This window comes from Runella sp. (assembly GCF_965279615.1).
Lineage (GTDB): Bacteria > Bacteroidota > Bacteroidia > Cytophagales > Spirosomataceae > Runella.
The window spans coordinates 5019288-5044944 of the sequence record NZ_OZ257252.1 but is presented as its reverse complement, the minus strand read 5'-3'; the positions used below and the strand labels follow the sequence as shown (position 1 = coordinate 5044944).

17 protein-coding genes are annotated in these 25657 nt (G+C 44.8%); 8 read left to right on the top strand and 9 right to left on the bottom strand.

From position 1 onward, the window contains the following. Positions 1-87: 87 nt before the first annotated feature. From ACQY73_RS21260 to ACQY73_RS21250, 3 genes are read right to left on the bottom strand one after another with little or no spacing between them, the layout of a single operon-like run. Positions 88-669, bottom strand: a complete 582-nt coding sequence (locus tag ACQY73_RS21260; protein ID WP_428654687.1) for a hypothetical protein — start codon at positions 667-669, stop codon at positions 88-90. A gap of 44 nt (positions 670-713) precedes the next feature. Continuing rightward, a complete protein-coding gene (locus ACQY73_RS21255) occupies positions 714-2462 on the bottom strand; it encodes an Ig-like domain repeat protein (protein ID WP_428654685.1) in 1749 nt (582 codons plus the stop codon). 40 nt (positions 2463-2502) lie between these two features. Next, on the bottom strand, positions 2503-5298 hold the full coding sequence (locus ACQY73_RS21250) for a TonB-dependent receptor domain-containing protein (protein WP_428654683.1): 2796 nt from the start codon (positions 5296-5298) through the stop codon (positions 2503-2505). A 291-nt stretch (positions 5299-5589) separates the two neighbouring features. Here ACQY73_RS21250 and ACQY73_RS21245 point away from each other — a divergent pair, with 291 nt between their 5' ends. The 5 genes from ACQY73_RS21245 (at position 5590) to kynU (ending at position 16896) form a co-directional block, all read left to right on the top strand. Then, positions 5590-8556, top strand: coding sequence for a glycoside hydrolase family 3 N-terminal domain-containing protein (locus ACQY73_RS21245; RefSeq protein WP_428654681.1), 2967 nt, complete (start codon positions 5590-5592; stop codon positions 8554-8556). An 86-nt stretch (positions 8557-8642) separates the two neighbouring features. Further along, positions 8643-13121: a T9SS type A sorting domain-containing protein gene (locus ACQY73_RS21240; RefSeq protein ID WP_428654679.1), complete on the top strand. Its 4479-nt coding sequence runs from the start codon at positions 8643-8645 to the stop codon at positions 13119-13121. 58 nt (positions 13122-13179) lie between these two features. After that, positions 13180-14916 carry a family 16 glycoside hydrolase gene (locus ACQY73_RS21235; protein WP_428654678.1) on the top strand — a complete coding sequence of 579 codons (1737 nt, stop codon included), beginning with the start codon at positions 13180-13182 and terminating at the stop codon, positions 14914-14916. An 84-nt stretch (positions 14917-15000) separates the two neighbouring features. Next, positions 15001-15447, top strand: coding sequence for a thioredoxin family protein (locus ACQY73_RS21230; protein WP_428654675.1), 447 nt, complete (start codon positions 15001-15003; stop codon positions 15445-15447). Between the two features lie 144 nt (positions 15448-15591). Further along, entirely contained in the window at positions 15592-16896 is a 1305-nt protein-coding gene (gene kynU, locus ACQY73_RS21225) for a kynureninase (protein WP_428654673.1), read from the top strand. 183 nt (positions 16897-17079) lie between these two features. Here the strand turns inward: kynU and ACQY73_RS21220 are convergent, their stop codons facing one another. The 4 genes from ACQY73_RS21220 to ACQY73_RS21205 all read right to left on the bottom strand — a co-directional run bounded on the left by ACQY73_RS21220 (position 17080) and on the right by ACQY73_RS21205 (position 20854). Continuing rightward, positions 17080-17685 carry a transposase gene (locus ACQY73_RS21220; RefSeq protein ID WP_428654671.1) on the bottom strand — a complete coding sequence of 202 codons (606 nt, stop codon included), beginning with the start codon at positions 17683-17685 and terminating at the stop codon, positions 17080-17082. Between the two features lie 117 nt (positions 17686-17802). Next, positions 17803-18666, bottom strand: a complete 864-nt coding sequence (lgt, locus tag ACQY73_RS21215) for a prolipoprotein diacylglyceryl transferase (RefSeq protein ID WP_428654669.1) — start codon at positions 18664-18666, stop codon at positions 17803-17805. Positions 18667-18837: 171 nt separating this feature from the next. After that, positions 18838-20163, bottom strand: coding sequence for a TolC family protein (locus ACQY73_RS21210; protein ID WP_428654667.1), 1326 nt, complete (start codon positions 20161-20163; stop codon positions 18838-18840). A gap of 25 nt (positions 20164-20188) precedes the next feature. After that, positions 20189-20854 carry an ABC transporter ATP-binding protein gene (locus ACQY73_RS21205; protein ID WP_428654665.1) on the bottom strand — a complete coding sequence of 222 codons (666 nt, stop codon included), beginning with the start codon at positions 20852-20854 and terminating at the stop codon, positions 20189-20191. 235 nt (positions 20855-21089) lie between these two features. Here ACQY73_RS21205 and ACQY73_RS21200 point away from each other — a divergent pair, with 235 nt between their 5' ends. Continuing rightward, the gene (locus ACQY73_RS21200; RefSeq protein WP_428654663.1) at positions 21090-21857 is read left to right on the top strand and encodes a spheroidene monooxygenase; all 768 of its coding nucleotides are present in this window, start codon (positions 21090-21092) and stop codon (positions 21855-21857) included. Between the two features lie 114 nt (positions 21858-21971). Further along, entirely contained in the window at positions 21972-22637 is a 666-nt protein-coding gene (locus tag ACQY73_RS21195) for a hypothetical protein (RefSeq protein ID WP_428654661.1), read from the top strand. A gap of 83 nt (positions 22638-22720) precedes the next feature. On the opposite strand, the gene ACQY73_RS21190 is transcribed toward ACQY73_RS21195, so the two are convergent. Beyond that, positions 22721-22993, bottom strand: a complete 273-nt coding sequence (locus tag ACQY73_RS21190; RefSeq protein WP_428654659.1) for a hypothetical protein — start codon at positions 22991-22993, stop codon at positions 22721-22723. A gap of 371 nt (positions 22994-23364) precedes the next feature. On the opposite strand from ACQY73_RS21190, the gene ACQY73_RS21185 reads away from it, so the two are divergent. Next, the gene (locus ACQY73_RS21185; RefSeq protein WP_428654657.1) at positions 23365-24093 is read left to right on the top strand and encodes a DUF6962 family protein; all 729 of its coding nucleotides are present in this window, start codon (positions 23365-23367) and stop codon (positions 24091-24093) included. A gap of 72 nt (positions 24094-24165) precedes the next feature. Here the strand turns inward: ACQY73_RS21185 and ACQY73_RS21180 are convergent, their stop codons facing one another. Next, on the bottom strand, positions 24166-25584 hold the full coding sequence (locus ACQY73_RS21180; RefSeq protein ID WP_428654655.1) for a CotH kinase family protein: 1419 nt from the start codon (positions 25582-25584) through the stop codon (positions 24166-24168). Positions 25585-25657: the final 73 nt, after the last annotated feature.

The following is a 25657-nucleotide window of genomic DNA, read 5'->3' as shown; positions in this document are numbered from 1 at the left end:
TTATTGTTAAAATCTACTGCATAAAAAAACCAAAGACAGTCGTCCTCGGCTTTTTTTATAATCTGACACCAATATGAACTCTTTATATCACGGATTTCCCTTTTCAGCGGGCACCCATTCATGTATCTTTTTATCGTAGATCAACGTCGAATCCGGCCATTCTACGTAATGCTTCATGGTCACGTATCTGTCGATATTTCCGTCTTTTACCATTGCCTTAAACAAAAACCCGCCGCGCTCAAGAATCACGCTGTCACTTTTAAAATGCGGCGTACACCATAATTCTTCGTATTCCAAAGGCATTAGGTTGTTTCCCAATTTAAACTTCCCACCCACTCCTCTTCGGTACAAACCACCGCCCCCTACGGGACGGATGATGAAAAAATAATGGGTAGAATCAGCGGTAACGGTATACCCGGCAAATTTGTATTGGGGTAAACGGCTCACGTATTCTTTACGAAATCTCGGCTCAAAACGCGTCGCATTGGTCGCTTCTTTGGCGTATTGGCTCGTATAAGTGATGATATTGACCAGCAGTGTATCTTTCTCATTTTCAGAAAAATAAGTACTGATATCATTTGGGTCGTTTTCTTTACAACTCCAAATACCTACACTTGCTCCAAAGGCAATAAAAAAAAGAAAGAACGCGGTTGAAAATTGTGTTTTCATAAGTTTCGGGAAGCCATTTAAAATATAGCTCCCCGAAAATATTACTATTTACTATAATCCGTTGTACCCGGATTGAAATTTGACCATTTTGAAGTCCAGTCTTCTGAACCAAATGCACCGATAAAGGTAGCTGCGGCAAACCCTGTAGGAACTACACCGCCTGTGGCAAGTGTTCCGCCGTTGGCCAACGTAAAGGTTGGCGTAACTGCCTGGAAAACCGACTGATTTAAGCCCAGACCGGCATAAGTGGCAAGGATTTTATTACCCGGCTGAGCCGCAAACCATTCAGAAGGTTTGGCAGTTCCGACAGTGATCGCAACAGCAGGAGTGGCAGTGTTTACATCACGAACCGAGAAGCCGTTTGGCGCTACTGTTGTACCTTCTCCAAAACCACCTGTTCCCCAACCGGCTACACCGGCTAAAATAACGCGGTTTAAGACCAGTTCACCGGCACTTGCGTTGGTCTGGGTGTTAGTTCCGTCGATGAAAATACCGTTAGGATAACCGGTTACAAGTGTATTGTATACTTTGATTTTGTTATTACGACGCAGGTGCATTCCATTTTGGAATTGAGGGCTGATAGAAGTCGCATTGGTTTCTTTTGGACCGATTAAAGTCGCGTTAGAAATAGTAGGAGATGTGTAAGGAGTGGCAGCAGTTCCCTGACCGTCGTTATCCACTTCAAAGCCGTTCGAACCTGATTGATCGGCAAGAGTTGCACCACGCATACCTACGATAAATTGAAGGTTACCACGGAAACCGAAATCCATGTCGAAATCATCATCCAAACCACGGTAAGCGATCAGGTATTTTCCGTTTACCGTTCCGCCAAACCACTCAAAAGAGTCGTCCAAACCGTAAGAAGCCTGCAAATATTCCATAGTAGTTCCACTTCCTACTGAACCCATTGTGAATGAGTTTACTTCTTGGTTCGGGTTGATAGGTACCCCGGCGTATTCTACCCGTACGTATCTCAATGTACCTGAATTATCGGCATCGTTAGAGCCACCGTGCCAGCCTTTGTAGCTACCTTCCAATTGGATTCCTTTGTCACCCGTTGATTGGTTGTTTACGGCTCTTCCGCAAATAACCAAACCACCCCAGTCACCTGACTCACGCTGACCCGCAGGGCGCTCAGACGTAAATACGATAGGCGCATCTGCTGTACCGATAGCGGTGATTTTGCTACCGCGCTGTACGATCAATGTAGCTTTAGAAGCACGATCACCGATAATAGTCGTTCCGGCTTCAATGGTCAGGTTGCCGGTAGCGGCAGTTGCCGAGAAAGTTTCAACAGTATCAGCACCCAAACGTACAAAACCTATCAACTTGTAAATTTTGTTTTTTGTCCAGGAAATATTTCCCGTAAGAACGCCCGAAACATTTACTACCTCTTTAGCCGGAACAGACGTAACAGTTACTACTTGAGTAGCTACAGTTGACGATTGATTTTTTTGATCCGTGGCCTGAAAGGTAAATACTACCGCTGATCCAACGGGCAGATTTTCTACTGTGTAATCTTTGGTATAGCTATCTGTAGTTTCGCTGCCTGTATAGGTTTTGCTGTCAAACGTCTGACCGTTTTTCAAAACAGTCAATGTTTTCATTCCTTCGGGAGCGTTGATGGTAGCGGTAATTTTTGCGACCGAGCCAACGATGCCGGAAGCAGCGGTGCCGGCTGTGATCGTTGGGGCAGGTCCGATTTCTTCTTCTTTTTTACAGGCATTGAAAATCAATGCCATTGACAGAACTCCTAAAGTCAGGGCTGTCCGGGTTAGACGACGAAAGTTCATCGGTGTTTGTGTTTGGTGAAATTAATTGGAGAATAAAAAATTATAACAATCGATAAGAGAATCCTAAGCTAATTAACTGACCTGTGCGGTATTTCTGAACAAAGAAATCTTTGCCTGATTCAAATTTGTTGTCTTTGTTTGAGTCCTGCATGATTCGCCAAGGCTGGTTCAAAATATCCTGAATTCCACCTTTAAGCGTCCAACGTTGGCCAAGCCCTTTAGAGAACGTCAAATCAACCACGTTGCGGGGCATTTCGTACAAATCCGGGTAGGCTTCGAAACCAACCGCGATAATACGGCGGCCAATGACGTTATAGAGCAAATTGATCTGGAGGTCTTTTTTGGTATCGTTATAATTGATACCCACATTTATGATATAAGGCGACTGGCCCTGCAAGGGACGATTGTCCGACTGCCCTACTCCTTTCGAGCCCAAACTGACACGGCTTTGAATCAGCGCGGTATTGAATAACAAACTTGTTTTTTCGAGGATACGTGAGCCGGGCATCAACGACCCAAGGCCTTTTTTGACTTCAATCTCAACCCCTGCACTGTATGCACTTTGAGCGTTGTTAGTAATGAAGGTTTTAGACCCCAAGCCGGTAGAACCTAAATCTACTGTTGATTCGATAGGAGTGTTGAAATATTTATAAAATGCGGCAACACTGATAACCTCCGAAGGCGTTGGATAATGTTCCCAGCGCAAGTCCATGTTTTGAACGGTTGCTATTTTCAGGTTTGGATTTCCTTCGTATACCACGTTGAAATCAAAATCAAAGAAGGAGAAAGGAGCCAATTCGCGGAATTCAGGACGGTTTACCGTTACACCGTAAGCTGCGCGTAACAATGTCTTTTCCGTAAAGTTGTAGGTCAGGTTGGCGGAAGGAAGTACGCTTGTGATTTTGTTGTCCACTTTGGCAGCAGCGCCTCCCAAGTACGCGCTGTTCATTTGCTGGCGGTTGTTCTCGATCCGTACACCGACAATAGCATTGAATTTCTTGGTAAACGGCAGATTGACCAATCCATATCCTGCGATCAACGTATTCTTAGACGTGTAGGAGTCATTGGGGTTCGTTTGTTCATCGATCCGAATACCTCCGTCGTTGCGAATGTTTTGGAATAACAGATTGATGTCACCGCCCGCCAACGCCGGATTAAAGTTCCCGCCGCGTACATAGCCTAAGTTACGCGCTTTGAATGTCCGATCTTTCAATTCATAAAATCCACCAAATTTCAATTCGATTTCTTTGCCGCCGGCCGACAATTTCTGCGTTAAGTTGGCAGCACCTGTATAACCGTTCTCTTTCATTTCAGAACTGAAACGACCTAAGAAATACGCTTGTGCCTGCCCTACAGGAATATAGATCTCGGTTTTGCCCGTGGTAGGGTCAACTACATCGGAACGATAACGTTTGTAATCAGGTTGGTCGCGGTACGAATTGTTGTAACCGATCACCCAATCTACGGTTGTTTTGTCATCGTTAAATTCGTGCTTACCGGTCAATTGTCCTGAATAAATACCGCGATACACTTGGTCGAAAGAGTGGTTATTTGGGCGGTAGTTTTGGGCGATGTCCTGGCCCGAGCGGAATACATAGCGACCGTTACTGATCTGATTGTAAAGGTTCTTGAATTCAATGGAGTGGTTGCTGTTGAAGCGCGCCGCCCAGTTGTGCAAAATCCCTACACGGTTGTTGCGCGAGTATGCTTTGTCATCGTATTCAAACAACGTTTCAATCTGGTTGTTTGCGCCGATGTTATAGTCATTGCGCTTTGTATCGGTATATTGACGCGTTTCGCTATAGTTCACTGCGGTAATGTTACCGATCTGTACATTACCTAATTTCATTTTAAAATTTCCGGTCAATGACAAACGCTGATCCGGCGAAGCGGTTGAACTTACCGGCGTCCATTCATTGCGTAGTGAACGGCCCGCCAATTCGATCAAAGCAGGATTGTTGCCAACGGCCCGCAGGTCTTTTGGAAAACTTTTAGGAAGATCCAAATACCCGTTGTTAAAGCCGGTCCAGTAGTTTTCGCCCTGTTTTGAGGCCTTAAATTCATTGAAACTTGTTCCCTGACGCACCCCCAGGCTATAATCCAATACGATGCTGTTTTGGTCAGGAATGTTTTTCGTAAATATCTTAACAATCCCACCGGCAAACTCGCCCGGCAAATCAGCTGAAGGCGTTTTGTAGATCAATAAACGATCAATTTGCCCACTCGGAATCACATCAAAAGAAAATGCTTTTACGTCCGTTTCCATCGAAGGAGTAAAAGCATTGTGAAGCATTACGTTGTTGTAACGGGCATTCAAACCGCGAATCGTGATAAAACGGTCGCCGACAATGGTAATTCCCGGTACGCGTTTCACTACCTGCGCAGCGTCACGGTCAAGGGTACGGGCAATTTGTTGCGATGAAATCCCGCTTACAATATTTTGGGACGCTTTGATCTCACTGATCACCGACACTTCTGTGTTGGTTTGACGCGTAGCCACTATTCGTACTTCCTGCAGTGTAGCGGCTTCTTCCAAGAGCGACGTATTTACCTCCGTAACTTTGTCAGCCTCAACGCCTACATTTGGAATCGTTTCCGTTTTATAAGAGACATAGGTAATTTCCAAAGTATATTTACCTACAGGAACCTTGGCCAGAGAGAAAAAACCGTTAATATCAGTAGCGGCTCCCAATTGAGTCCCGGCCACTTTAACGGTAGCTCCAATAAGGGTTTCTTTATTTTTAGCGTCCGTGATCGTACCGCGAATGGTACCGGATTGGGCAAAAGTTGTAATTGAAGATAAAATAATCGCAGCAAACAGTAGTAATCTGCTCATAGATCTGTAATGTTTAAATTTAACTTTCATATCGGTGTTTTGTCGGGCACAAAAGTAGAAGTACAATGTTACGCCAGTGTTAAGCCAATATTATCAGTAGATTATTATTAAACATTACGAATCAACTTACTGAAAATCAAACAATTAAATCATTTTTTGCAAATCTTAAAATAACGGTATAAAATTCTGAGTAAAGCGTCATTGACAAAATACAAAATAGGTTTTGTACAATTTTATAAGAATAGATAACCCTTTTTTTTTATTATTTTTGTCCGCATTTACCAATACCGAATGAAAAATTTATTGATCGGCGCCTCCATTTTGGGGTGTACTCTTGCCTGCCTACTGGGCGTGACAAGCTTTAAAAGTGATACTCCACGGGGCACGTTTGTGTTTGCGGAGAATAAATGGGTAGACAGTGTTTTTAATTCGCTCACGCTCGAACAGAAAATCGGCCAGTTCTTTATGCTTGCCACGCATTCCGACCGCAGCGAGTCGTACTATCGTCATTTTGATGTATTGATTAAAAACCAACAGGTCGGGGGGCTTATTTTCTTTAAAGGAGGGCCGACGCGTCAGGCCGCTCTCATTAATCGGTATCAGGCGTTATCAAAAGTTCCGCTGATGATCGGTATTGACGGTGAATGGGGCTTGGGAATGCGGCTCGACAGTGTTGATGATTTTCCTAAGCAAATGACGTTGGGAGCCATTCAGGACAACAACTATATTTATAAAATGGGCTTGGAGATAGCGCGTCAATGTCAGCGAGTTGGCATAAATGTCAATTTTGCTCCCGTTGCCGATATCAACAGCAACCCTCGCAATCCCATCATTGGGCTACGTTCTTTTGGCGAAAACCGCGACAATGTGACCAACAAAGCGGCGGCTTACATGAAAGGGTTACAGCATCAACACATTATTGCTACCGCTAAGCACTTCCCCGGGCACGGTGATACCGATTCAGACTCTCATTATACATTGCCGGTGCTCTCGCATTCCACTGATCGATTGGACGAAACCGATCTGTACCCTTTTCGAAAACTCATTGCCGACAGCCTGACGGGCATTATTACGGGCCATTTGTACGTACCTGTTCTTGACAATACTCCCCTTTTGGCTTCTTCTCTTTCTGAAAAAGTGGTGACCGATCTGCTTAAAAACAAAATGGGGTTTCAGGGCTTGGTTTTTACCGATGCCATGAATATGCAGGGAGTAATGAAGGGGCGAACTGCCGTTGACGCCAACATCAAAGCCTTGGTGGCAGGAAATGATATTTTACTGTACCCCGAGCAAGTGGCCGAATCCATCAAACGAATCAAGATGGAGGTCGACAAAGGACGTATTTCCAAAGATATTATTGATGAAAAAGCACGAAAGATACTCCGCGCCAAATACTGGATGGGTCTGAACAAATCCCATCCTATTATAATGGAACATCTGAACGGCGATATTCAAAAAGCGGAAGTTCGGGCGCTTTCACGCGAGTTGTGCGAGCAGGCCGTCACACTCGTTCGTAATGAGAATCAACTTTTGCCCATCAGCGCCGAGGATACCTGTTCGTTTGCCTCCATTGCCATTGGCGGCGGCGGGGTCAGTCTCTTTCAGCAGACATTGAGTCGTTATGCTGCCTTTAAGCATATTTCGTATTCAGACAAGCCAACCACCAACGAAGAGGTGGAAGGTTTGCTCTCGCAAGTCGGCAACGCGAATGTGGTAGTGGTAAGCCTGCACGAAACACGCCGAAATTTCAATAAACCTTTTGTCATCACCCCTGCTACGGTCGATCTGATTACGAGACTACAGCAAAAAGCCAAGGTCATTGTCAGTTTGTTCGCCACCCCTTACGCGCTCAAACAACTTCCCGTTACGTCGGCGGTGATTTGTGCGTATGAAAACCTTCCTGATCTGGAAGTAACGGCCGCTCAACAGATCTTTGGCGGACTTCCTTTCAAAGGAAAACTTCCGGTTTCGATTGAAGGCCAATATGAGATAGGTACCGGCTATGAAACCAATACGCTTCATCGTATCGCTTTGGGACTGCCCGAACAAGTGGGTATGAGCACGCTGCTGCTCAATCGGATGGATACTCTGATTCAGAGTTCAATCACTAATCGTGTCTTTCCCGGATGTCAGGTTGTAGTGGCAAGACATGGACGGGTGGTGTACCAAAAAAATTACGGAACGCTCAGTTATGACAATCTCGGCGAGCGAGTACAGAATGAATCGCTCTACGATGTAGCCTCGGTAACGAAGGTAGCGGCCACCCTTCAGGCGGTGATGTACCTACAGGAACAGAATGTGCTTGACCTAAAACAAAAAGCGGCACACTATTTGCCTGAGTTAGTGGGGACAAACAAATCTCAGATCACCTTGGAGGACTTGTTGCTGCACCGTTCGGGAATGGTGGCCTTCTATCCAAAGCTCTGGGAACGTACCAAAACAGGCGGCGGCGGACTGATGACCGAGTATTACAGTTCTATAAAAGACAGTCTTTACTCGATGCAGATCGCCCCTAAGTTGTTTGGCAAACCGGCGCTAAAAGACTCGGTGTGGAAATGGATCATTCAATCGCCGCTGACCAATAAACGCGATCCGGGTGGTCATTATTCGTATGTTTACAGTGATCTTGGAATATTGATGTTGCAAAAGATCGTTGAACGCGTCAGCAATCAACCGTTGGATGAGTTTTTACAGCAAAACTTTTACGAACCGCTCGGCATGATGCAAACGGGATTTAAATCGTTAGAACGCTTTCCGGAGACGCAGATCGCGCCCACCGAAAGTGATTTCTCGTACCGTAATCAACTGTTACGCGGCACGGTGCACGATCAGATGGCAGCGGTTTACGGAGGCGTAGCCGGCCATGCGGGGCTTTTTACCAATGCCTTTGATCTGGCTATATTGATGCAGATGAATTTACAGAAAGGATTGTACGGCGACCGGCGTTATTTTCAGGATGCAACCGTTCCGTTGTTTACCAAATTATACGATACAGCAAACCACCGTGGCCTCGGCTGGGACAAAGCACCAAGCAACCATGAGAGCAGCTATGTGACCCCTTCGGCTTCTGCCGCATCGTTTGGACATTCGGGTTTTACGGGCACAATGGTATGGGTTGACCCAAAATACGATCTCGTTTTTGTGTTCCTTTCCAACCGTGTTCACCCCAGTGCCGAAAACAACGAAATCAATCGCCAAAAGATACGGCGACGGGTGCATGAGTACGTATATCAGGCGATTGTGAGTGACGGGAAATAAATCAAATGGACCGAAAAGTAAACTGTTTTCAATAAAGCACTAATTTTGAGCGTTTTTTAGTAAAAAAACCTATTTCTATTTAAGTTATGTTAAAACAACTACTTACTATTAGCTACGCAACTTTACTGTTTTGTGGGTTGGCATTTACCGGCGTAGCGCAGACCATCAGTGCAGTAGCCGTTACAAATACAGCAGGGACTCCTGCTTCTGATTATTGTACCGGCCAATCTGCCCGAGTATTGTTTACAAGATCAGGATTTGCAGGAACGCCTACATTTTCAGTTCAAATTTCAAATGCAAGCGGCACGTTTTCTGCTTCTTTAAGTGCTGATATCATAGGCTCAGGCACTACCAGTCCTATTTCAGTCACTCTTCCCGGGGTTGCCGGTTCAGGATACAAAGTACGTGTAATATCAGGAGCAGTGGTTTCTGCCGCCAGTACACAAACCTTACAGATAAGTGCTCCGCCATCAGGGCCACCCTCGACAAGTACAGTTGTTAATTTGTGTCAAAACCAATCTCCGTCTACGCTTTCTGCCACAGCAAGTCCGGGAAATACAGTTGTATGGTACCAAAGCGACAATGCAACAAAAATTTCTTCCGGTGCGCCGAGCCCTAACACGAATGTCGGTAGTTTTACCAGTTATACTTACTATGTAACGCAGGCCAATGCTGCAGGCTGTGAATATTCCCCCCGTACACAAATCACGGTAAATGTAAATGTAACGTCCGCTCCTACAGTTTCGCAAAGTACTTTTAACTATTGCCAGGGAGATGGCGCATCAACATTAAGTGCCAATGGAAGTAATTTGCTGTGGTATGGTTCTTCTTCCGGAGGAAGCGGCAGCGGTAGCGCACCCACTCCAAGCACCGGTGGTGCCGGAACTCAGTTGTACTATGTAAGTCAAACAGTCAATGGATGTGAAAGTAACAGTCGGGCACAAATCACCGTAAATGTCAATCAACGGGCGAGTTCCGCTCCTTCTACAGACGCCAACCCAAGCTTTTGCCAAGGACAATTTGCCTCTCCCTTAAGTGCTACGGCTACATCGGGCAATACTGTTCGTTGGTATGCAAGCAACAATTCTACTTTACTTGGAAGCGCTCCTACCCCTAATACCAACGTAGGCAGCACATCGATAAGCGAATATTACGTTACGCAGGCAACCGGTGCCGGGTGCGAATTTTCACCACGAACGAAGGTTACTGTTACGGTAAATTACACCGCGCCTCCCCAAATTTCGGGCGGTCTCCCAATTCTTGCCTGTCAAAACGTACCGGCGGCTCCTTTGTCAGATAATGTCAGCGCCACTTCGGGCAATTCATTACTATGGTACGGTACTTTGTCATCAGGTGGTTCAGGTTCGGGCACTGCAACTGTCCCAAATACTTCCGGTGTAGGACAAGCTACTTATTATGTTACCCAAAAAAACGCAGGAACGGGTTGTGAAAGCACTCCGCGAACCGGTGTCATTGTGCAGACAAACGCAATCCCCAATGCGCCATCGGTTACTTCACCTGTCAACATATGCCTTAATGCAGGTGCAAGTCCCCTTTCGGCCTCCGCTTCCGGTGGGGCAAGCCTGCTTTGGTATGGGACAAATGCATCGGGAGGTTCATCAAGCCCGTCGGCACCTACTCCTTCTACTAACAGCCCCGGTACTACCGTTTATTATGTAAGTCAGAAAAGCAGTAATTGCGAAAGCTCCAGAGCTCCGATTTCGGTTATTATTAACACAATACCGGGAGAGCCAACAGTGCCTTCAAACACAGTTCTTTACTGTAAAGATGCAACGGCCACGCCACTCGCAGCTACTGCCACCGGCGGTAACTCACTTCGTTGGTACAACGGGAATACATTTATTGGAACAACTGCCCCAACGCCTTCTACAGGCGTTGGCGGAACTACGACAACGACCTATAATGTGTCGCAGGTTTCAGGTTCGCCGGCCAATTGTGAAAGCCCTAAGGTTCAAATCACTACGACCGTTTATGTATCTCCGTCTCCGGGTACCTCTTCAGTAGCTTATTGTCAAAATGCCGGGGCAGTGGCGTTGACCGCAAATACCACTTCAGGCGCTTCTGTCAATTGGTATACGGTTCCGTCGGGAGGTTCAGGCAGCGGAGCAGCGCCAACACCTTCTACATCAACGGTTGGTTCTGTCAGCTATTACGTTTCACAGACATTGTTTGCCGGCGGAGGTTTTTCAGGTTGCGAAAGCCCACGGGCAACCCTTACCGTTACTACCAATCCATTGCCTACAGCGCCGGCGGTGATCAACCCCAATCCTTATTGCCAAACATACGGAGCGGGGCCGTTAAACGCATCAGGTTCCTCTCTCAAGTGGTATACAGTTGCCATCGGTGGAACAAGTTCTACCAACACTCCGACCCCAAGTACTGAAAATGCCGGTACAACCAATTACTACGTAAGCCAGACCAATAATTTTAATTGCGAAGGGCCACGGGCGCAAATTACGGTAACCATCAATCCTACCCCCGGAAAACCGGGGGTGAATCCGATCACGTATTGTCAAAATTACTCGGCAGTCGCTTTAAACGCCTCTGCTGATGGAGGTAATACTCTGAAATGGTACGGAACCAGTGCCTCGGGAGGAACATCCAATACCGCATCTCCTACGCCATCTACTTCCAATCCCGGCCAAACGAGTTTTTACGTTTCGCAAACAAACAGTTTTGCGTGCGAAAGTCCACGGGGGCAATTGGTCGTAACGGTCAATCCAACGCCCGGTAATCCCGGCGCAACGACACCGATCTTTTATTGCAATACTTCCAACTCACAACCATTATCTGCCAGTGGTGAGAATTTGAAATGGTACAGTGAACCCAACGGTGGTGTGGCTTCCGGGCTTGCGCCAACTCCCTCCACCGGAAACGTAGGCACTACAAGTTTTTACGTAACTCAAAGCAACCAATTCAATTGCGAAAGCCCACGTACGGAAGTAAAAGTAACCATCAAACCATTGCCTCCTTCACCGAATGTGCCTAAGCAGGAATATTTGCTGTGCCAATTTGATCAGTCTGTTACGTTGGATGCGCAATTGGCCGGTACCGGTCAAAGTTTGGTGTGGACATTACCCAACAACAACGAAACAGGTACTGCACCGACCATCACTACCGAAGCCGGCTTTGTTGGAACATTTACGGTATTGCAGGTTTTGGATGGTTGCCGAGGGCCCCGCACTGAAGTCAAAGTCAATGTACGCACTACGCCACTTCCTACGGTAAGTACGGTTCCGGTAGTAAGTTGCCAAAATTCTACACCGCAACCATTGCAGGCAGCGGGAGAAAAATTAAAATGGTATAATACCAATAAAACGGGCGGTACTCCGCAGGATACCCCCAACATTCCCCCTACCCAAACCCCGGGCACCTATCAGTTCTATGTAACTCAGACCGGTACCAATACCTGCGAAAGTCCACGGGCGGAGATCACGGTCGTTATCCAACCCCTTCCCAGTGCAACACTTACGGGTGGAGGCACTATTACGCAAGGCCAACCCACTAATTTAACGATCGCATTCACCGGTCAGGGGCCTTGGACGTATACACTTTCCAATGGATTAACCCTTACCACAAGCCAAAATCCGGTGACTATTCAAACGTATCCGCTGGAAACGACCGTTTATAACGTCACAAAAATCACCAATAATTGCGGCGAAGGAACCCCCGCCGGTAGTGCTTCGATACAGGTAAAAATAGCAACGATCGATGTGGGCAACCCAAGTGCCACCACAATCTGCGCCAGTCAAGCCTTTACAATTCCGTATTTCTCATCTGACTTTTTCCCTTCGAGCACTCAATTCAGAGTACAGATCTCTAAAACGCAGGATGATGCCGGTTTTCAAACAGTTCCAACGGAAGGAACCGGCAGCCCGATCAAAGCTACACTGCCAAATGCCACTCCGGGAGGTACCTATTATGTAAGAGTAGTGGGGCTGGCTTCGGTAGCAGGTAATAGTTTTACAATAAAAGGTAAATTAAGTCCGGTACAGATCAATGTTCGGGAATTACCGACGGCCACCATTTCAGGCCCGGTGAGAGTATATGAAAATGAGAATGCCAAGTTGGCCATTGCCTTTACAGGAGAAACGCCTTGGAAAATCACCTACCGAGACAGTCTTTCAACCAAAGATACGACGTTCTCTACTTCTGCCACTCCGTATGAGTTTACCGTAAAACCCGGCAAAACAAACACGTACAGTGTGGTCTCTATCAGCAATGGATGTGGCAACGGCCCGGCTACCTCCAAGTTTGTCCTTATTGTAGATCCTGTATTGGGGGTTGAACCTGCGCTCAGCAGCGAATGGATAAAAGTTTATCCGGTGCCGGTGCAGGCACGTTGCACCATTGAGATCGACGGTACAGGCGGGAAAACGGTTTCTATAACCATAACGGATGGCTTGGGGCGCACGGTAGTACGTCAACAGACCTCATCCAACAAAGATGAGATGGATCTGAGCGGGCTCGCACCGGGAATGTATTTCCTGAATGCAGAACGCGAAGGTCAAATTGCTCGACGAAAAATATTAAAAGTACAGTAGAAATCGTACATTCACGTTTTAAATTAGAAATACACAAAACGTTGAAGTTTCCTTTAATATGAAAATACGTATTGCTTTTCAAACCGGCTGCCTTCTATTGGCAGCCGGTTTGATTTTTTCGCTTAATGCCCAAAATACCGGCATGACCCAACTCACCACCGACGGAAACGGACCTTTTCAATTGTCGGGAGAGTGGAAAATTGTTGGTTCGACAACCATGCACCCGGAAAAATCTTCTTTCCTGAAAACCACCCCTACTACCGACAAAAGTGCCGGCATTATCCTGGGAAAAACGGGCGCTAAAGGAGTAGCTACCCTTGGTTTGGGAGATATTGTTCTGAAAATGGATTTTATGCTTGCTCCCGGCAGCAACGCCAATTTGATACTTCCCGGAGGTTATGCCATAAAACTTAATGACAGTTGGAAAAGCACTCGATCGGACGCGAATGCAGTTGGAAGTATCGGCACATTGGCTCCCCTCAAAAATGCCGCTAAAGCTCCGGGGCTTTGGCAAAGCTTAACGGTGCAATTTAAGAGAGCGGGGCAAAATACAGCCGCACAAATTGAACGGTTGACGCTGAATGGCGTGACTGTTCAGGAGAATGCGTTTCTCAGTACGCCTCCAACGACTGACATAGCGTTGTCTTTGAATGTTGTTACGGGAGCTGCGGCTTTCAGAAACATTTTTTACCAATTACTTAACGACACTCATCCGGTAACATTGAGCAATCTTTCCTATACGTTGTACAAAGCCGGCAATGACAAACCCAAGGCACTTGTGGCCGAAAACCTGATCAAAAAAGATACGACGTCGATCCTTACCCGCGAGTGGGGAATGGGAAACAACAGTTATTATTTGATCTATGACGGGCAAATGAACGTAGCGCAGGAAGCCGATTATACTTTCCAACTGGCCTACATGTCCAACGCCGCGCTTGAGATTGACGGTAATACGGTATTGCCTTATCAATGGAATGACTTTCTGCAAAACTACGTGCCTGTCACGGTACATTTAACCAAGGGCACGCACTCGTTTCGTCTGCATCATCATAAGTTTACGTGGCGTCGTAACGGTCTGGGAATGTTTGTCGTTACGCAGGGAGTACGTCAATACCCTCTGCACGTAACCTCTTCACTACCTGAACCTACCCCTATTCCAACCATTGAAGTAACGGCCAACGGGAAAGCCGAATTGGTGCGGTCGTTTATTCAGCGGGATGGTGAAAAAGGAAAGCGCACGCATTGCCTTTCGGTCGGTACACCTGAAGATATCAATTATACGTTAGACCTTAATCGCGGTTCGTTGCTGCAATTTTGGAAGGGTGGATTTGCCAACGTAACCGATATGTGGTACGAGCGCGGCGAGCCTCAACTGCTGGTTCCGATGGGTGCAGCCATTACCACAACGGGTCAAACCGATATCGCCGTTTTGAAAGACCTTAATGCCGCATGGCCTGATTCTACCGCTGATCTGACATTCAAAGGCTACCGCCTCAACGCCGCAGGGATTCCGACCGTTACCTATCGTACGGCCAATGTTGACATTACGGATGAGATAATTCCTGAAAATGGCGGACTTTCGCGTACCATCAACGGAAATCTGCCTAATACGTATGTACGTTTGGTGAGCGGAAAGAACATCACTATGTTGGAAAAAGGCCTTTATGAAATAGATGGACAACGTTATTATGTGCGTGTTGATCCAAACAGTAAGCCCGTTGTCCGTACTGTTAACGGTAAGCAGGAATTGCTCTTAGCGCTCAACGGTCAATTACATTATTCCTTGATTTGGTAAGTTTTGGGCAATGAATAAACCATTTTGCACGAAATTTGCGTTGTAAACTCATAACAATCATTAAAAACACAAATATCTAAACCGATGCAACGCTTCATCTCTGCTTTTGCGGTAGCCCTGATTATGCTGACAGGCATTGCTGCTACTACTCCTAAAGTCACAAAAGCTCCTGCCGCTGCCGGCATTCAGTTTGTTGAGCTGACATGGGCCAATGCCCTTGCAAAAGCCAAAAAAGAGAATAAACTGATCTTTTTTGATGCTTATACCAGTTGGTGCGGTCCCTGCAAAATGCTCCAGAAAAACGTATTTACCCGCAGCGATGTAGGAGAGTATTTCAACGCTAATTTTATCAATGTCAAAAAAGACATGGAAGAAGGCGAAGGCCCTAAATTAGCAACCGTATACCCTATTGAAGGTTATCCTTCGCTGTTTTTCATTAATGGCAACGGGAAAGTTGTTACGATGCATTTAGGTGCAATGGATGGCCCTGAGCTTATCAAGTTGGCCAAGATGGTGGCGAGTAAAAAATAATTTCGCGCAAAGAATCAGTGCGTTCGCCCCTTTGGCTTTAACCAAAGGGGTTTTATTTTACTTTTAAAACCGAAAGCCTTATAGGTCTCGTTATCGGTGACAATCACCTATAAGGTTTGGCGATCAAAACTCAAAACAATCAAATTGAACCTCCAACATTTACTCCTTCTACCTTCTCAGGAATTGTGCACATGGGCGTTGGAAAAAGACCAACAAGACCCATTGCGCCGGTTTAGAGACCGATTTTATCTTCCTCAGCGTAGTGGAGAACCCTTGATCTACCTCTGCGGTAACTCATTGGGCCTCCAGCCGAAGGCCGCGCGAAAAGCCATTGACCAAGAACTTACCACATGGCAAACCCACGGCGTGGAAGGATGGTTTGAAGGTGAAGAATCATGGCTTAGTTATCACCGTTATTGTCAACAATCATTGGCAAAAATAGTGGGGGCACTTCCCGAAGAAGTGTGTCCGATGAATCACTTGACGGTCAACCTGCATTTGATGTGGGCTTCTTTCTACCAACCTACGGCGCAACGTTATAAAGTGTTGACTGTTTCGGGAGATTTTCCGTCCGATCAATATGCCATCGAAACACACCTGAAATTCAGAGGCTACGACCCTGCCGACGCATTGATCGAAGTAGCCCCCAGAGAAGGTGAATTCACCGTTCGCAGTGAAGATTTGCTGCAAGCCATTGAGCAACACGCCCACGAACTGGCATTGGTCTGTACGAGTGGTTTGCATTATTATACGGGACAAGTGTATGATATGAAGTCCATCACGACGTTAGCCCAAAAGCACGGCATTTTGGTTGGATTTGACTTAGCCCACGCCGCAGGAAATATCCCAATGCAATTGCATGATTGGGGAGTGGATTTTGCGGTATGGTGTTCGTACAAATACCTCAATTCAGGCCCGGGAGGAGTATCAGGTGTATTTGTGCACGAAAAACATCATAACGCTTCTTTGCCGCGACTTGCGGGGTGGTGGGGTTATGAAGAAGCGCGTCGTTTTGAAATGACCAAAGGATTTGTGCCCATGCAGGGAGCGGCAGGTTGGCAATTAAGCACGCCAAACATTATGGCGTTGGCCGTCCATCGGGCTTCGCTTGCCATTTTTGAAGAAGCGGGCATCGAAAATTTACGCCGCAAAAGCGAAGAGCTAACAGGATTTTTAGAAATTGTTATCCAACGAATCAATCACCGGGCAGGAATAGAAAAAATCAAATTAATGACGCCAATCTCTCCTTCTCAACGCGGTTGCCAGCTTTCGTTATTGGTTGATCGTGAAGGCAAAGCATTATTCGATGCATTAACGGCAAAGGGAATCATCGGCGATTGGCGTGAACCCAATTGCATCCGCCTTACTCCTGTTCCATTGTATAATACGTTTGAAGAAATATGGAAAGTCGGTCAAGCACTTGAAAATTATTGGCAATTCTCCTCTTAATTGCTTGAGTATGCATTTTAAGCAGTAGGTCGTTCTCTGAATATGTGTCGGGTTGCGAGCAACCCTCTGCACGGTAGTGTGTGTCGGGTTACTCACAACCCGACACATAGAGCAGTATTTTTTGTAAAACCCGGCTACTCAAATACACATAAAAAATGTGCAATTATTCTCGCTCCTAACTTATTACTTGATATCCGCCAACTTATCCAAGTCAATGTCGTCCATAACTGCCTTGATTTTGTCCATATCAACGCTGTTACCTTCTACTTGTACAATGTAGCGATTGGCTACAATGACCGATATCTCACCGTGCTTGGATTGCGTATCGTATTTTTCAAAGGCTTTGTGGCCTTTGTATTCGGTTGTTTTTTCGTAGCCCGTTTCTGTTTCTTTGTCAATGGATGCCATTGACCATGCAGCCATGCCCATAAGCGCTACACCCATTCCTGCCACATCAGAAATATTGACGTCAATATCCTGTCCGTTATCGTCTCTGTACGTGGCTTTGGCTACTGAAACCCCAAATCCCATTACCGCGTTTTTCTCACTTGATGCTTCGCGACGTTTCAATCCATCGGCATCGGCGGGCAACAATTCTTTTAATAATTTGGGATCAACGGTTTCTTTCGGGCCTTCTTTTGACATTTTCTCCGCTTCTTCGCCCAATTTTTGTAAGGCTTCCAGGCCGGTCTTAGGTTCTTCTTTAGCCTCTTCTTCTTCTTTGCTTGCACAGTTCCATGTTACTACGGCCAACGACAGAAAAAGGGCAAGGAGTTTAAGCGTTTTCATATTAAGGGATGTAGTTTAGAATTTTGAATAAAAAAGGGGGAACACATTCATGTTCCCCCGAAATTACATTTTTTATAAACCCTGATGCCGGCTCAGCAGATTAAATTTACTAAGCGGTTATGATTTCGCCGGTTGTGAATCGCTGCGATTTTCTTCTTCTGCGGTTGGGTCGGTAAAAATCTCCTGTTTGGTTCCTTTTACCCGAAAAGCATGGATCAAAAACATTACACCCATTAAAACCGCCGGAATACTTAGTATCTGACCCATATTGTAGGTCAATTCGTTTTCGAAAGCAACTTGATTTTCTTTAAAAAACTCAAATACAAAGCGTAATCCAAAGACCCAAATCAGGAAGATTCCCAACAGCAAACCTTGCGGTGTTTGGGTTTTGCGTTTGTTCCAGATCCAAAACAACAAACCGCACAAAATAAAACATGCGATGGCTTCGTACAACTGCGCCGGGTGACGCGGATACTGGGTAAATTCGAAGTTGCGGGTAAATACAAACGCCCACGGAACATCCGTCACTTTTCCTACGATCTCGGAGTTCATCAAGTTGCCGAGACGAATAAAACATCCTCCCAACGCCACACCGATCACGATACGGTCAACAACCCATAAAAAATTCATTTTCTTGTTACGGGCGTAAATGTACAATCCGAGCAGGATACCGATTGTGGCTCCGTGGCTCGCCAATCCCGCAAAAGGAGGTGTGATGACCTGTAATGGATTTTTGAGCAATACTTCCGGTTCATAAAATAAAAAGTGCCCCAAACGTGCACCTATGACTGTTGCAATGACCATGGTAAGAAGAAGCGAATCCAACAACGATTCTTTGAGTCCTTCCTTGCGAAAAATATGCGTCATGATACGTTGGCCTATCAGAAAACCTGAGGCAAACAACAATCCATACCAACGAACTGAAAAACTACCGATACTGAAAATTTCAGGATTTACATCCCAGATAATATAGCCAAACATAAGTGACCGATTTTGAATGAAGGTGTTAATGAAACTAAAACCTTCACAAAAATCAAGAAAGATTATTAGAAGTACATAATTGTTGGGGGCGAAAAGTTAAAAGTTAATTACAATACATTGATAATCAACGCCTAATCAACTTTTAACTATTTCTGTATTTGCAGGTTAGCCCTAGAATTCCCACTTACCTTTGCGGTAAAAGTCTATTACCTGACGCTGAAGTGCGTATTCATAACGTGACCGAATGGCGTTGGCCTGTGCCCGTGATAAGTTTGTTTTGGCAAGAGTGTATTCAAATATGTTGATCATTCCCGCATTCAAACGACTTTCGGCGGCGGCGAAGTTGGCCTGTAACGATTCGACCTGGCTTTGAGCGGCAGCGTAGCGATCTGTTGATGCATCCAATTGTTGCACCGCTAATTCGATCGATTGACGTAAGAGTTGTTTCACCATATCTACTTGGTTTCTGGCCACTGCTTCCTGTGCCTTAGCAACATCTACGCGTGGTCGAACCTGCCAGCGTCCCATGATGGGGATATTTAAGCCTAAGCTTAACGAACCGTTCCGGGTAGCGTCTAATTGTTTGAAATAGCTGCGTTCTGAGTTAGTAGAAGCGTAAAATGCGGCAAAGTTGCCCGAAAGATTCAAGGAAGGAAGGCTATTTGCTCTTACAGCCCGAATTTGACTTGCAAAACTGGTCAGTCGTAATTCGCTGCTTTTCACTTCCGGAAACATTTTCACGGCGTCGTCATAAATACCTTCTGCCGAAGGTGCATCACTTAATGCCGTGGCTGCATCGGCAATAGGCTCAAGTATTACATCTTTTTCGGGTTGAATATTCATCAATTGAAACAGTGTCAGTTTTGCCAATTGCTCATTATTCCGCGCCGTTACTTCGTCAAACTTATCGTTGGCCAATTGGGCTTTTATTTCATACAACGTATTTTGGCCGACTGTTCCTGCCGATACCTGCTTCTCTACGCGCTCTACCTGTTGTTGCGACGAAGCCACTTGCGCCCGTGCCGCCTCGTACAATGCTTTATTGGCCAACACTTGTACATATGCCTGAAGTACCCGAATGATCTGTTGATTAAGAATCGCTTCTTGGTTTTTCAGGGCGGCATCACGCAGGGCAATTCCCTGTTGTATTTGGTGCTGAATCTGGAACCCCTGAAACAATGGCACTTGAAATCCTAAGCCAATGCCGTTGGTATTGTATAACTGGTCGATATAGGAGTTGGTAAAGCGGTCGATACTGCGGCCGAAGTTCAGATTTTGGCCGGCACTGAACGCAACCTGCGGCAATTGCTGCGAACGTGTTTGCTGCAACTGCGCACCTGTGGTTTGTGCCTGCAATTGACTTTCACGGTAGGTAAGGTTGTTTTTGGTCAATAATTCAACGCACTCGCGCAATGTCAATGTCTTTTGTGCGCTTGCATTAAAAGCAAAAAAGAAAGCACCAATGGCTATTAATCGTATTTTAGATAACTGTAACATGAAAAATTCCTTTTAAAATGACTGACTATTCTGAAACCCAACCATCTTTCAGGCGAATAACCCGGTGTCCATATTCTGCATTTAATTCGGAGTGAGTCACCTGAACAATGGAAACTTTATCTTTCTCATTGAGTTCTTTAAACAATTCCATAATTTCTTTGGCCTGTTCGGAATGTAAATTACCCGTTGGTTCGTCGGCAAAAATGATTTTCGGCTCATGAACAATGGCCCGGGCAATGCCTACCAATTGTTGCTGCCCGCCCGATAACTGGCTGGGAAAAAGGTCTTTTTTAGCTACCATATTGAAACGATCCAACAATTCAGCCACGCGGCTTTTCCGTTCCGACGACGACGTTCCTTTATACAATAAAGGCGTTTCGATGTTTTCATACACCGTCAATTCATCGATCAAATGGTAAGCCTGAAATACAAACCCGATGCGGTGACGGTGCAATTCCGTGCGTTTTTTCTCGCTGAGTTTATCTACTTTCTCGTCCAAGAATAAATATTCACCTTCTGAAGGCTCTTCCAACAACCCCAAAATGTGGAGTAAAGTGGATTTTCCCGAGCCGGAAGGTCCCATAATGGACACAAATTCACCTTCTTTTATTCCCAAATTAATATTTCGCAGTACGTACGTTTTTCCAAAACCCGCAGGATAATATTTTGAAATGCCTTTTAACTGAATCATGAACCTTGTTGCTAAGTGATTTTAAGGATACTGTATTGTATTTTGCACGAGTTATGCCAACTTAATATTTTATTGAAAATCAGCAAGTTAATTTATATTGGCCGATTAAAATCGTCCGAAAACGGACAATATTTGTACGCCTTCGGACGAAGCTTAAAAAAGACGCCGGCGCGATTTTTTAAGCAGTTAATTTACTCATTTATGGGATTTTTTCATTCACACTTATTGCCGCACCATGCTGTTTCATTCCATTATTCCGACCTCAGCTCACACCCCGATCACAACTTTTTCGATCTTCCGTTTTCCGTTGCCTCAACAATGGTGGGCATTTACCCAAATGGGATTGAAATCGTTGTTGAATCCTTTGCCCAAAGGTATACTATTTGGTAAAATGTTGGGCTGTGGACGCCAAGGTTTTAGCCTGTTACCCGACTTTTCGCACTACGCACTCATCGCTCAATGGAAAAACCAAGAGCAAGCAGAACGTTTTTTTGCTTCTGAAAAAACCAAAAGCTATCTGGAGCATACTACTGAATCTTACACCATTCAGATGACTGCGCTTCAATCGCACGGCTTGTGGGACAGACAAAATCCTTTTACCGCGACCGAAACTCCATTGCATTACAGCGGCCCAATTGTGGTACTGACCCGGGCGAGTATCAGAATAAACAAACTCCTTTCTTTTTGGCGCCATGTTCCCCAAACCCAACGTGCTATGCAGGAAGCAGTCGGCCTCCAAATGGCCGTGGGAGTAGGTGAAGTTCCGATTGTCCAACAAGCTACCATAAGTATATGGGAAAATGTGGAAGCCATCAAAAAATTTGCTTATCAAAGTGGTTTTCATAAAGAAGTGGTCAAGAAAACCCGCCAACAAAACTGGTATCAAGAAGAGCTGTTTGCCCGGTTTATTCCCATTGCCACCGCAGGAAGCTATTTCGGAAAAGACCCGGTTGCCATTAATTCTGACATTCATTTGGAAAGCAAATCTCTGCTTAACCACTAAATCAGTTGCCAACCGTTAACTAAATTCATGTTGTATCCTGTTTATAGCCCCTCTACATTTACCTACCTGTTAAAATCAGACAGGATTATTCACACTTTAAAAACATGTACAACCATGAAAAACACTTCTTTTTTCCGCTTGTTGTTGGTGGTATTGGTGATAGCCGGATGTCAGAAAAAAGACGATGCTGAGCCTTTGGACAAATTGTCTAAAATACCGCAGAATTTTCTGAATGATATTAAAAGCCGAGGCATGCTTATCCATGAAGGAAGCGAGCCGCCCGTTATTGAAGGTATATTTTTACTGAGCCCCGACCGTTTGCTCAGTCCTTATGGCTCAGATGATATCTATGAAAAAGGTGAAGTAATTACAGATCATAAGTTTCAATTTACCAATCAGCAAAGCAACCGTTTGACCTGTGAAGACAAAGAAGTGGGTACCGGTATTTTTAACAGTTTTGATGCTTACGTGGAAGGTTCCGGGAATCTGTTTACCCTGTTTGCCGAAATAAATCATAAAACCGAGAGCGTAGAGTATACCACTTTGGAGGTTATATCGGGCGAAATTACGGCTACCGGCATCAAAAATTTTCAAAAAGCAAACGTAGTCATTTCTAAAGGCGCCGATCCTGATGGAGATGTGTTGGACGTAGGCGAAGGACGCATTTGGGAAGATGGGGACGGCATCGCCGGCAAAGTCAGTGCATTTCGTATAGCTGCTCCTGAAACAGCAAGTCAACAGGCCGGTTTGCGCCGGATAACTGCTCAAAATGCTAAATAGTCGATTCCTGTTTATTGCAGCAAAACTCAAAAAGCCCGATTTACGGGCTTTTTTTGATGTTATTATTCAGAAATTCGCAAACCTTATTTCACAAAAAGCCACCAATTACCGGTTGAAATGATCGTTTCCTGCCTAAACCGTGAAACCATTTGAAGGTTCTTGACAAATTTGTCGCGGTTATTGGTTAGTGTTTCCCTGATCTCATTGTTGTGAAGAATATTGTCTGCAATGGAGATCAGTAAATTTTCACTGATACATGGAATGATAAAACGGATACCCCTGAAGTTGTCCTCAAGTGTTTTACAGAGCACAACTTCAAATCCCGTAATGGGACATATAGCGTGGTGTGGTACCATTATTTATGTTTATTAAGTTAGGGTAAAGCACTCAAATATAGCACTTTGGTTTAATTTTCACAATAAAATTTCAGAATTTATGAAACCTGCGGTTCATATCGGTTCGCTAAGGCTTTTAAAAGAAATAGAATAAGAGTGATCATACAATCTGAGAACAGGTCATTTCACGCATGAAACGCGCCATTTAAAGATTTTGCAAAGTCGCCCCAAAGATCACCGTATATTGACCAACTATTTTGATTGGCCCGTTAATTGACCTCGGAAATCAGTTTTTCAGAAAAGTTGACTGATCGTACCTTATTTTTGGGGGTCCGGAACATTTCCGGTTGCGGCTTTTCACTCTCCGGGCATCAAATCACTCTCTTTTATTCATGAATGAAGTAATCATTGATTTCAGCAAGGTTCATCAGATACACGTTTTTGGAATTACCATTTTGGAACCTTCAACCGTTCTATCCAGTCTGGCAATGACGGCGATCTGTATATATGCTTTTTGCCGCCTTAACAAACTGGGGTACGCTCACAGGATGTACAAACAGATACGATATTTCTTCCTTTTTATGGGCATTGCCACTGCGGTCGGCGGTGTGCTGGGGCATGGTTTTTTATACCTGACGGGCCAGGTTGGCAAAATTCCGGGCTGGTTTGCCAGTATGATCGCAGTAGCACTTTTTGAAAGAGCCGCAATCCGGCATATCAAACCACTTTTGCATCGACGAATTGGGTTACTGCTGGGCTGGCTTAACTATGCAGAACTTACTGTTTTCTTCGTCCTGACTTTTTTAACCCTTAACTTTATAGTGGTGGAGATACACGCCTTCTACGGTCTTTTTTTGATGCTTTTTCTAATAGAAATCTACGTTTATAAAAAGAGGAAAGACCCGGGTAGTGTAAACATTTTTATAGCCACTTTCTGGGGAGCAGTGGCGGCGGGCCTTCACGCACTTAAATTCAGTATCGGCCCATGGTTCAATTATAATGACATCAGTCACATTGCTATGTCTACTTCTATTTGGTACTACTACCAAGGCGCTACACACATGACCTATTATGGGGAGGAGATGATTGTTCCCGAGGAAATAATCAAGGACAAGGAATAATTACAGTTGAGGTTTCAATAGTAATCTACTAAATTAATTTCTCCACCTACTGCTATCACGTTGCATACGCTGTCACATAGCATTTATTTGACTTCTCAATGCATTTACTGCTTTTTCCCAAACAAAAACTGTGGTTGCTTTTTTGTTTGCCGCATTCGTAATACCCTTATTATGGAAATTATCCGCCTCGATAATGAAGGGTTCAATTTGTTTTGCCCACTTCTCAAATTGGAAAATTATTTTATTGTTTACGACGAAATTATTTCGAAAATCACTTCCAATGCTATTGTATTCCTGACCAAAACTTACCCATGCCGCCGTTAGCTTGTCGCAAGCAGCCGACCGCTGTTTTTGGCCACTCCAATACGTAAAAGGTTCGCAGTTATTTGATGTTTCTCCCCATTTATCTGCTATACCGGTATATAGATTAGCCCCTGTAATCATTTGCTCGAAAGTGCCGTCCATGTCCCATGGGATGAAGTGCATTTTCCTATTTTTTTTGTCTTCAAACCAATAGAAATTCTTACTTGCACAAGAATTTACCATCTCATCGTCACAATACCAATGAAAAGGGCCATCATCGTGTCTGATCGCTCTATCTACCACAATGTATGACATTATTTCATTGACATTCATGTATTTTCTTACCACATCTTTGCCGGTTGATGCATTAGAAGCAGCAATCGCCTGACCAAATTCTTTGATCAAATTAATATCCTGCTCTTCTTCGTTGGTTTTCAGAGCATCTATAAAAGCTTTATCCGATTGAAGTTCACCGTTGGCTTTTACCGGCCAGACTTCTTTGTAAATATTCCCTTTTCCTTCTTTATAAAAATACTCGGCAAAGCGATTGTCAATTTCTTCAGTAAGACCGTATAAACCCGAATATGTATTATTGATGAGTAACCTTGCATGAACCGAGCGAGGAGAACGAACGCCCATTTCGGCAAAAATCCAATAGGCCAAGCGTTCACGGAGCTGCGATTTATCATAGTTTTGCGAATGGAATTGAAGTTTGTTTAAGTCGAAAAAACGTTCTTTGCGACCATTCCAATTGATTTTTACCTGCATGCTGAGCTTTTCACACGTTTTTTGTCCTGCAGGATGCCCCCAATCAGGGTTCGACAAACAGCCTGCAAAAGCCCCAAGCGAACCTTTGTAGCGCACCCCAACCGGGCTGATGGTATCGCCTTCAAATATCAAAGCGCCTTCTACATATTTTTCTGCGGCGGGATCGGCATTTATTTCTGCCAAGTCTTCGCTTTTAATGATCAACTCATAAGTTCTTATTTTTTCCTGATCGTAGACATAATCAGAATTCTTTTGCAGATACTTTTCGTTGCCTTTGGGTTTGATATTGGGTAGACTTCGATCCGGAATAGTAGAAATTGGAGTCGGCCTGTCTTCTTTTGAGCAGGAAACGATTATCAGTAAGCCCAAAGTGACGAGTTTCAATAATTTATTAAACTTATTTGATCGACTGATATCCATTGATTTGTGTGATTTTATTTAAAAAAACAGTGAGGACCGAAGAGGAATAAATCGTCAATTTACTGTTTTATAA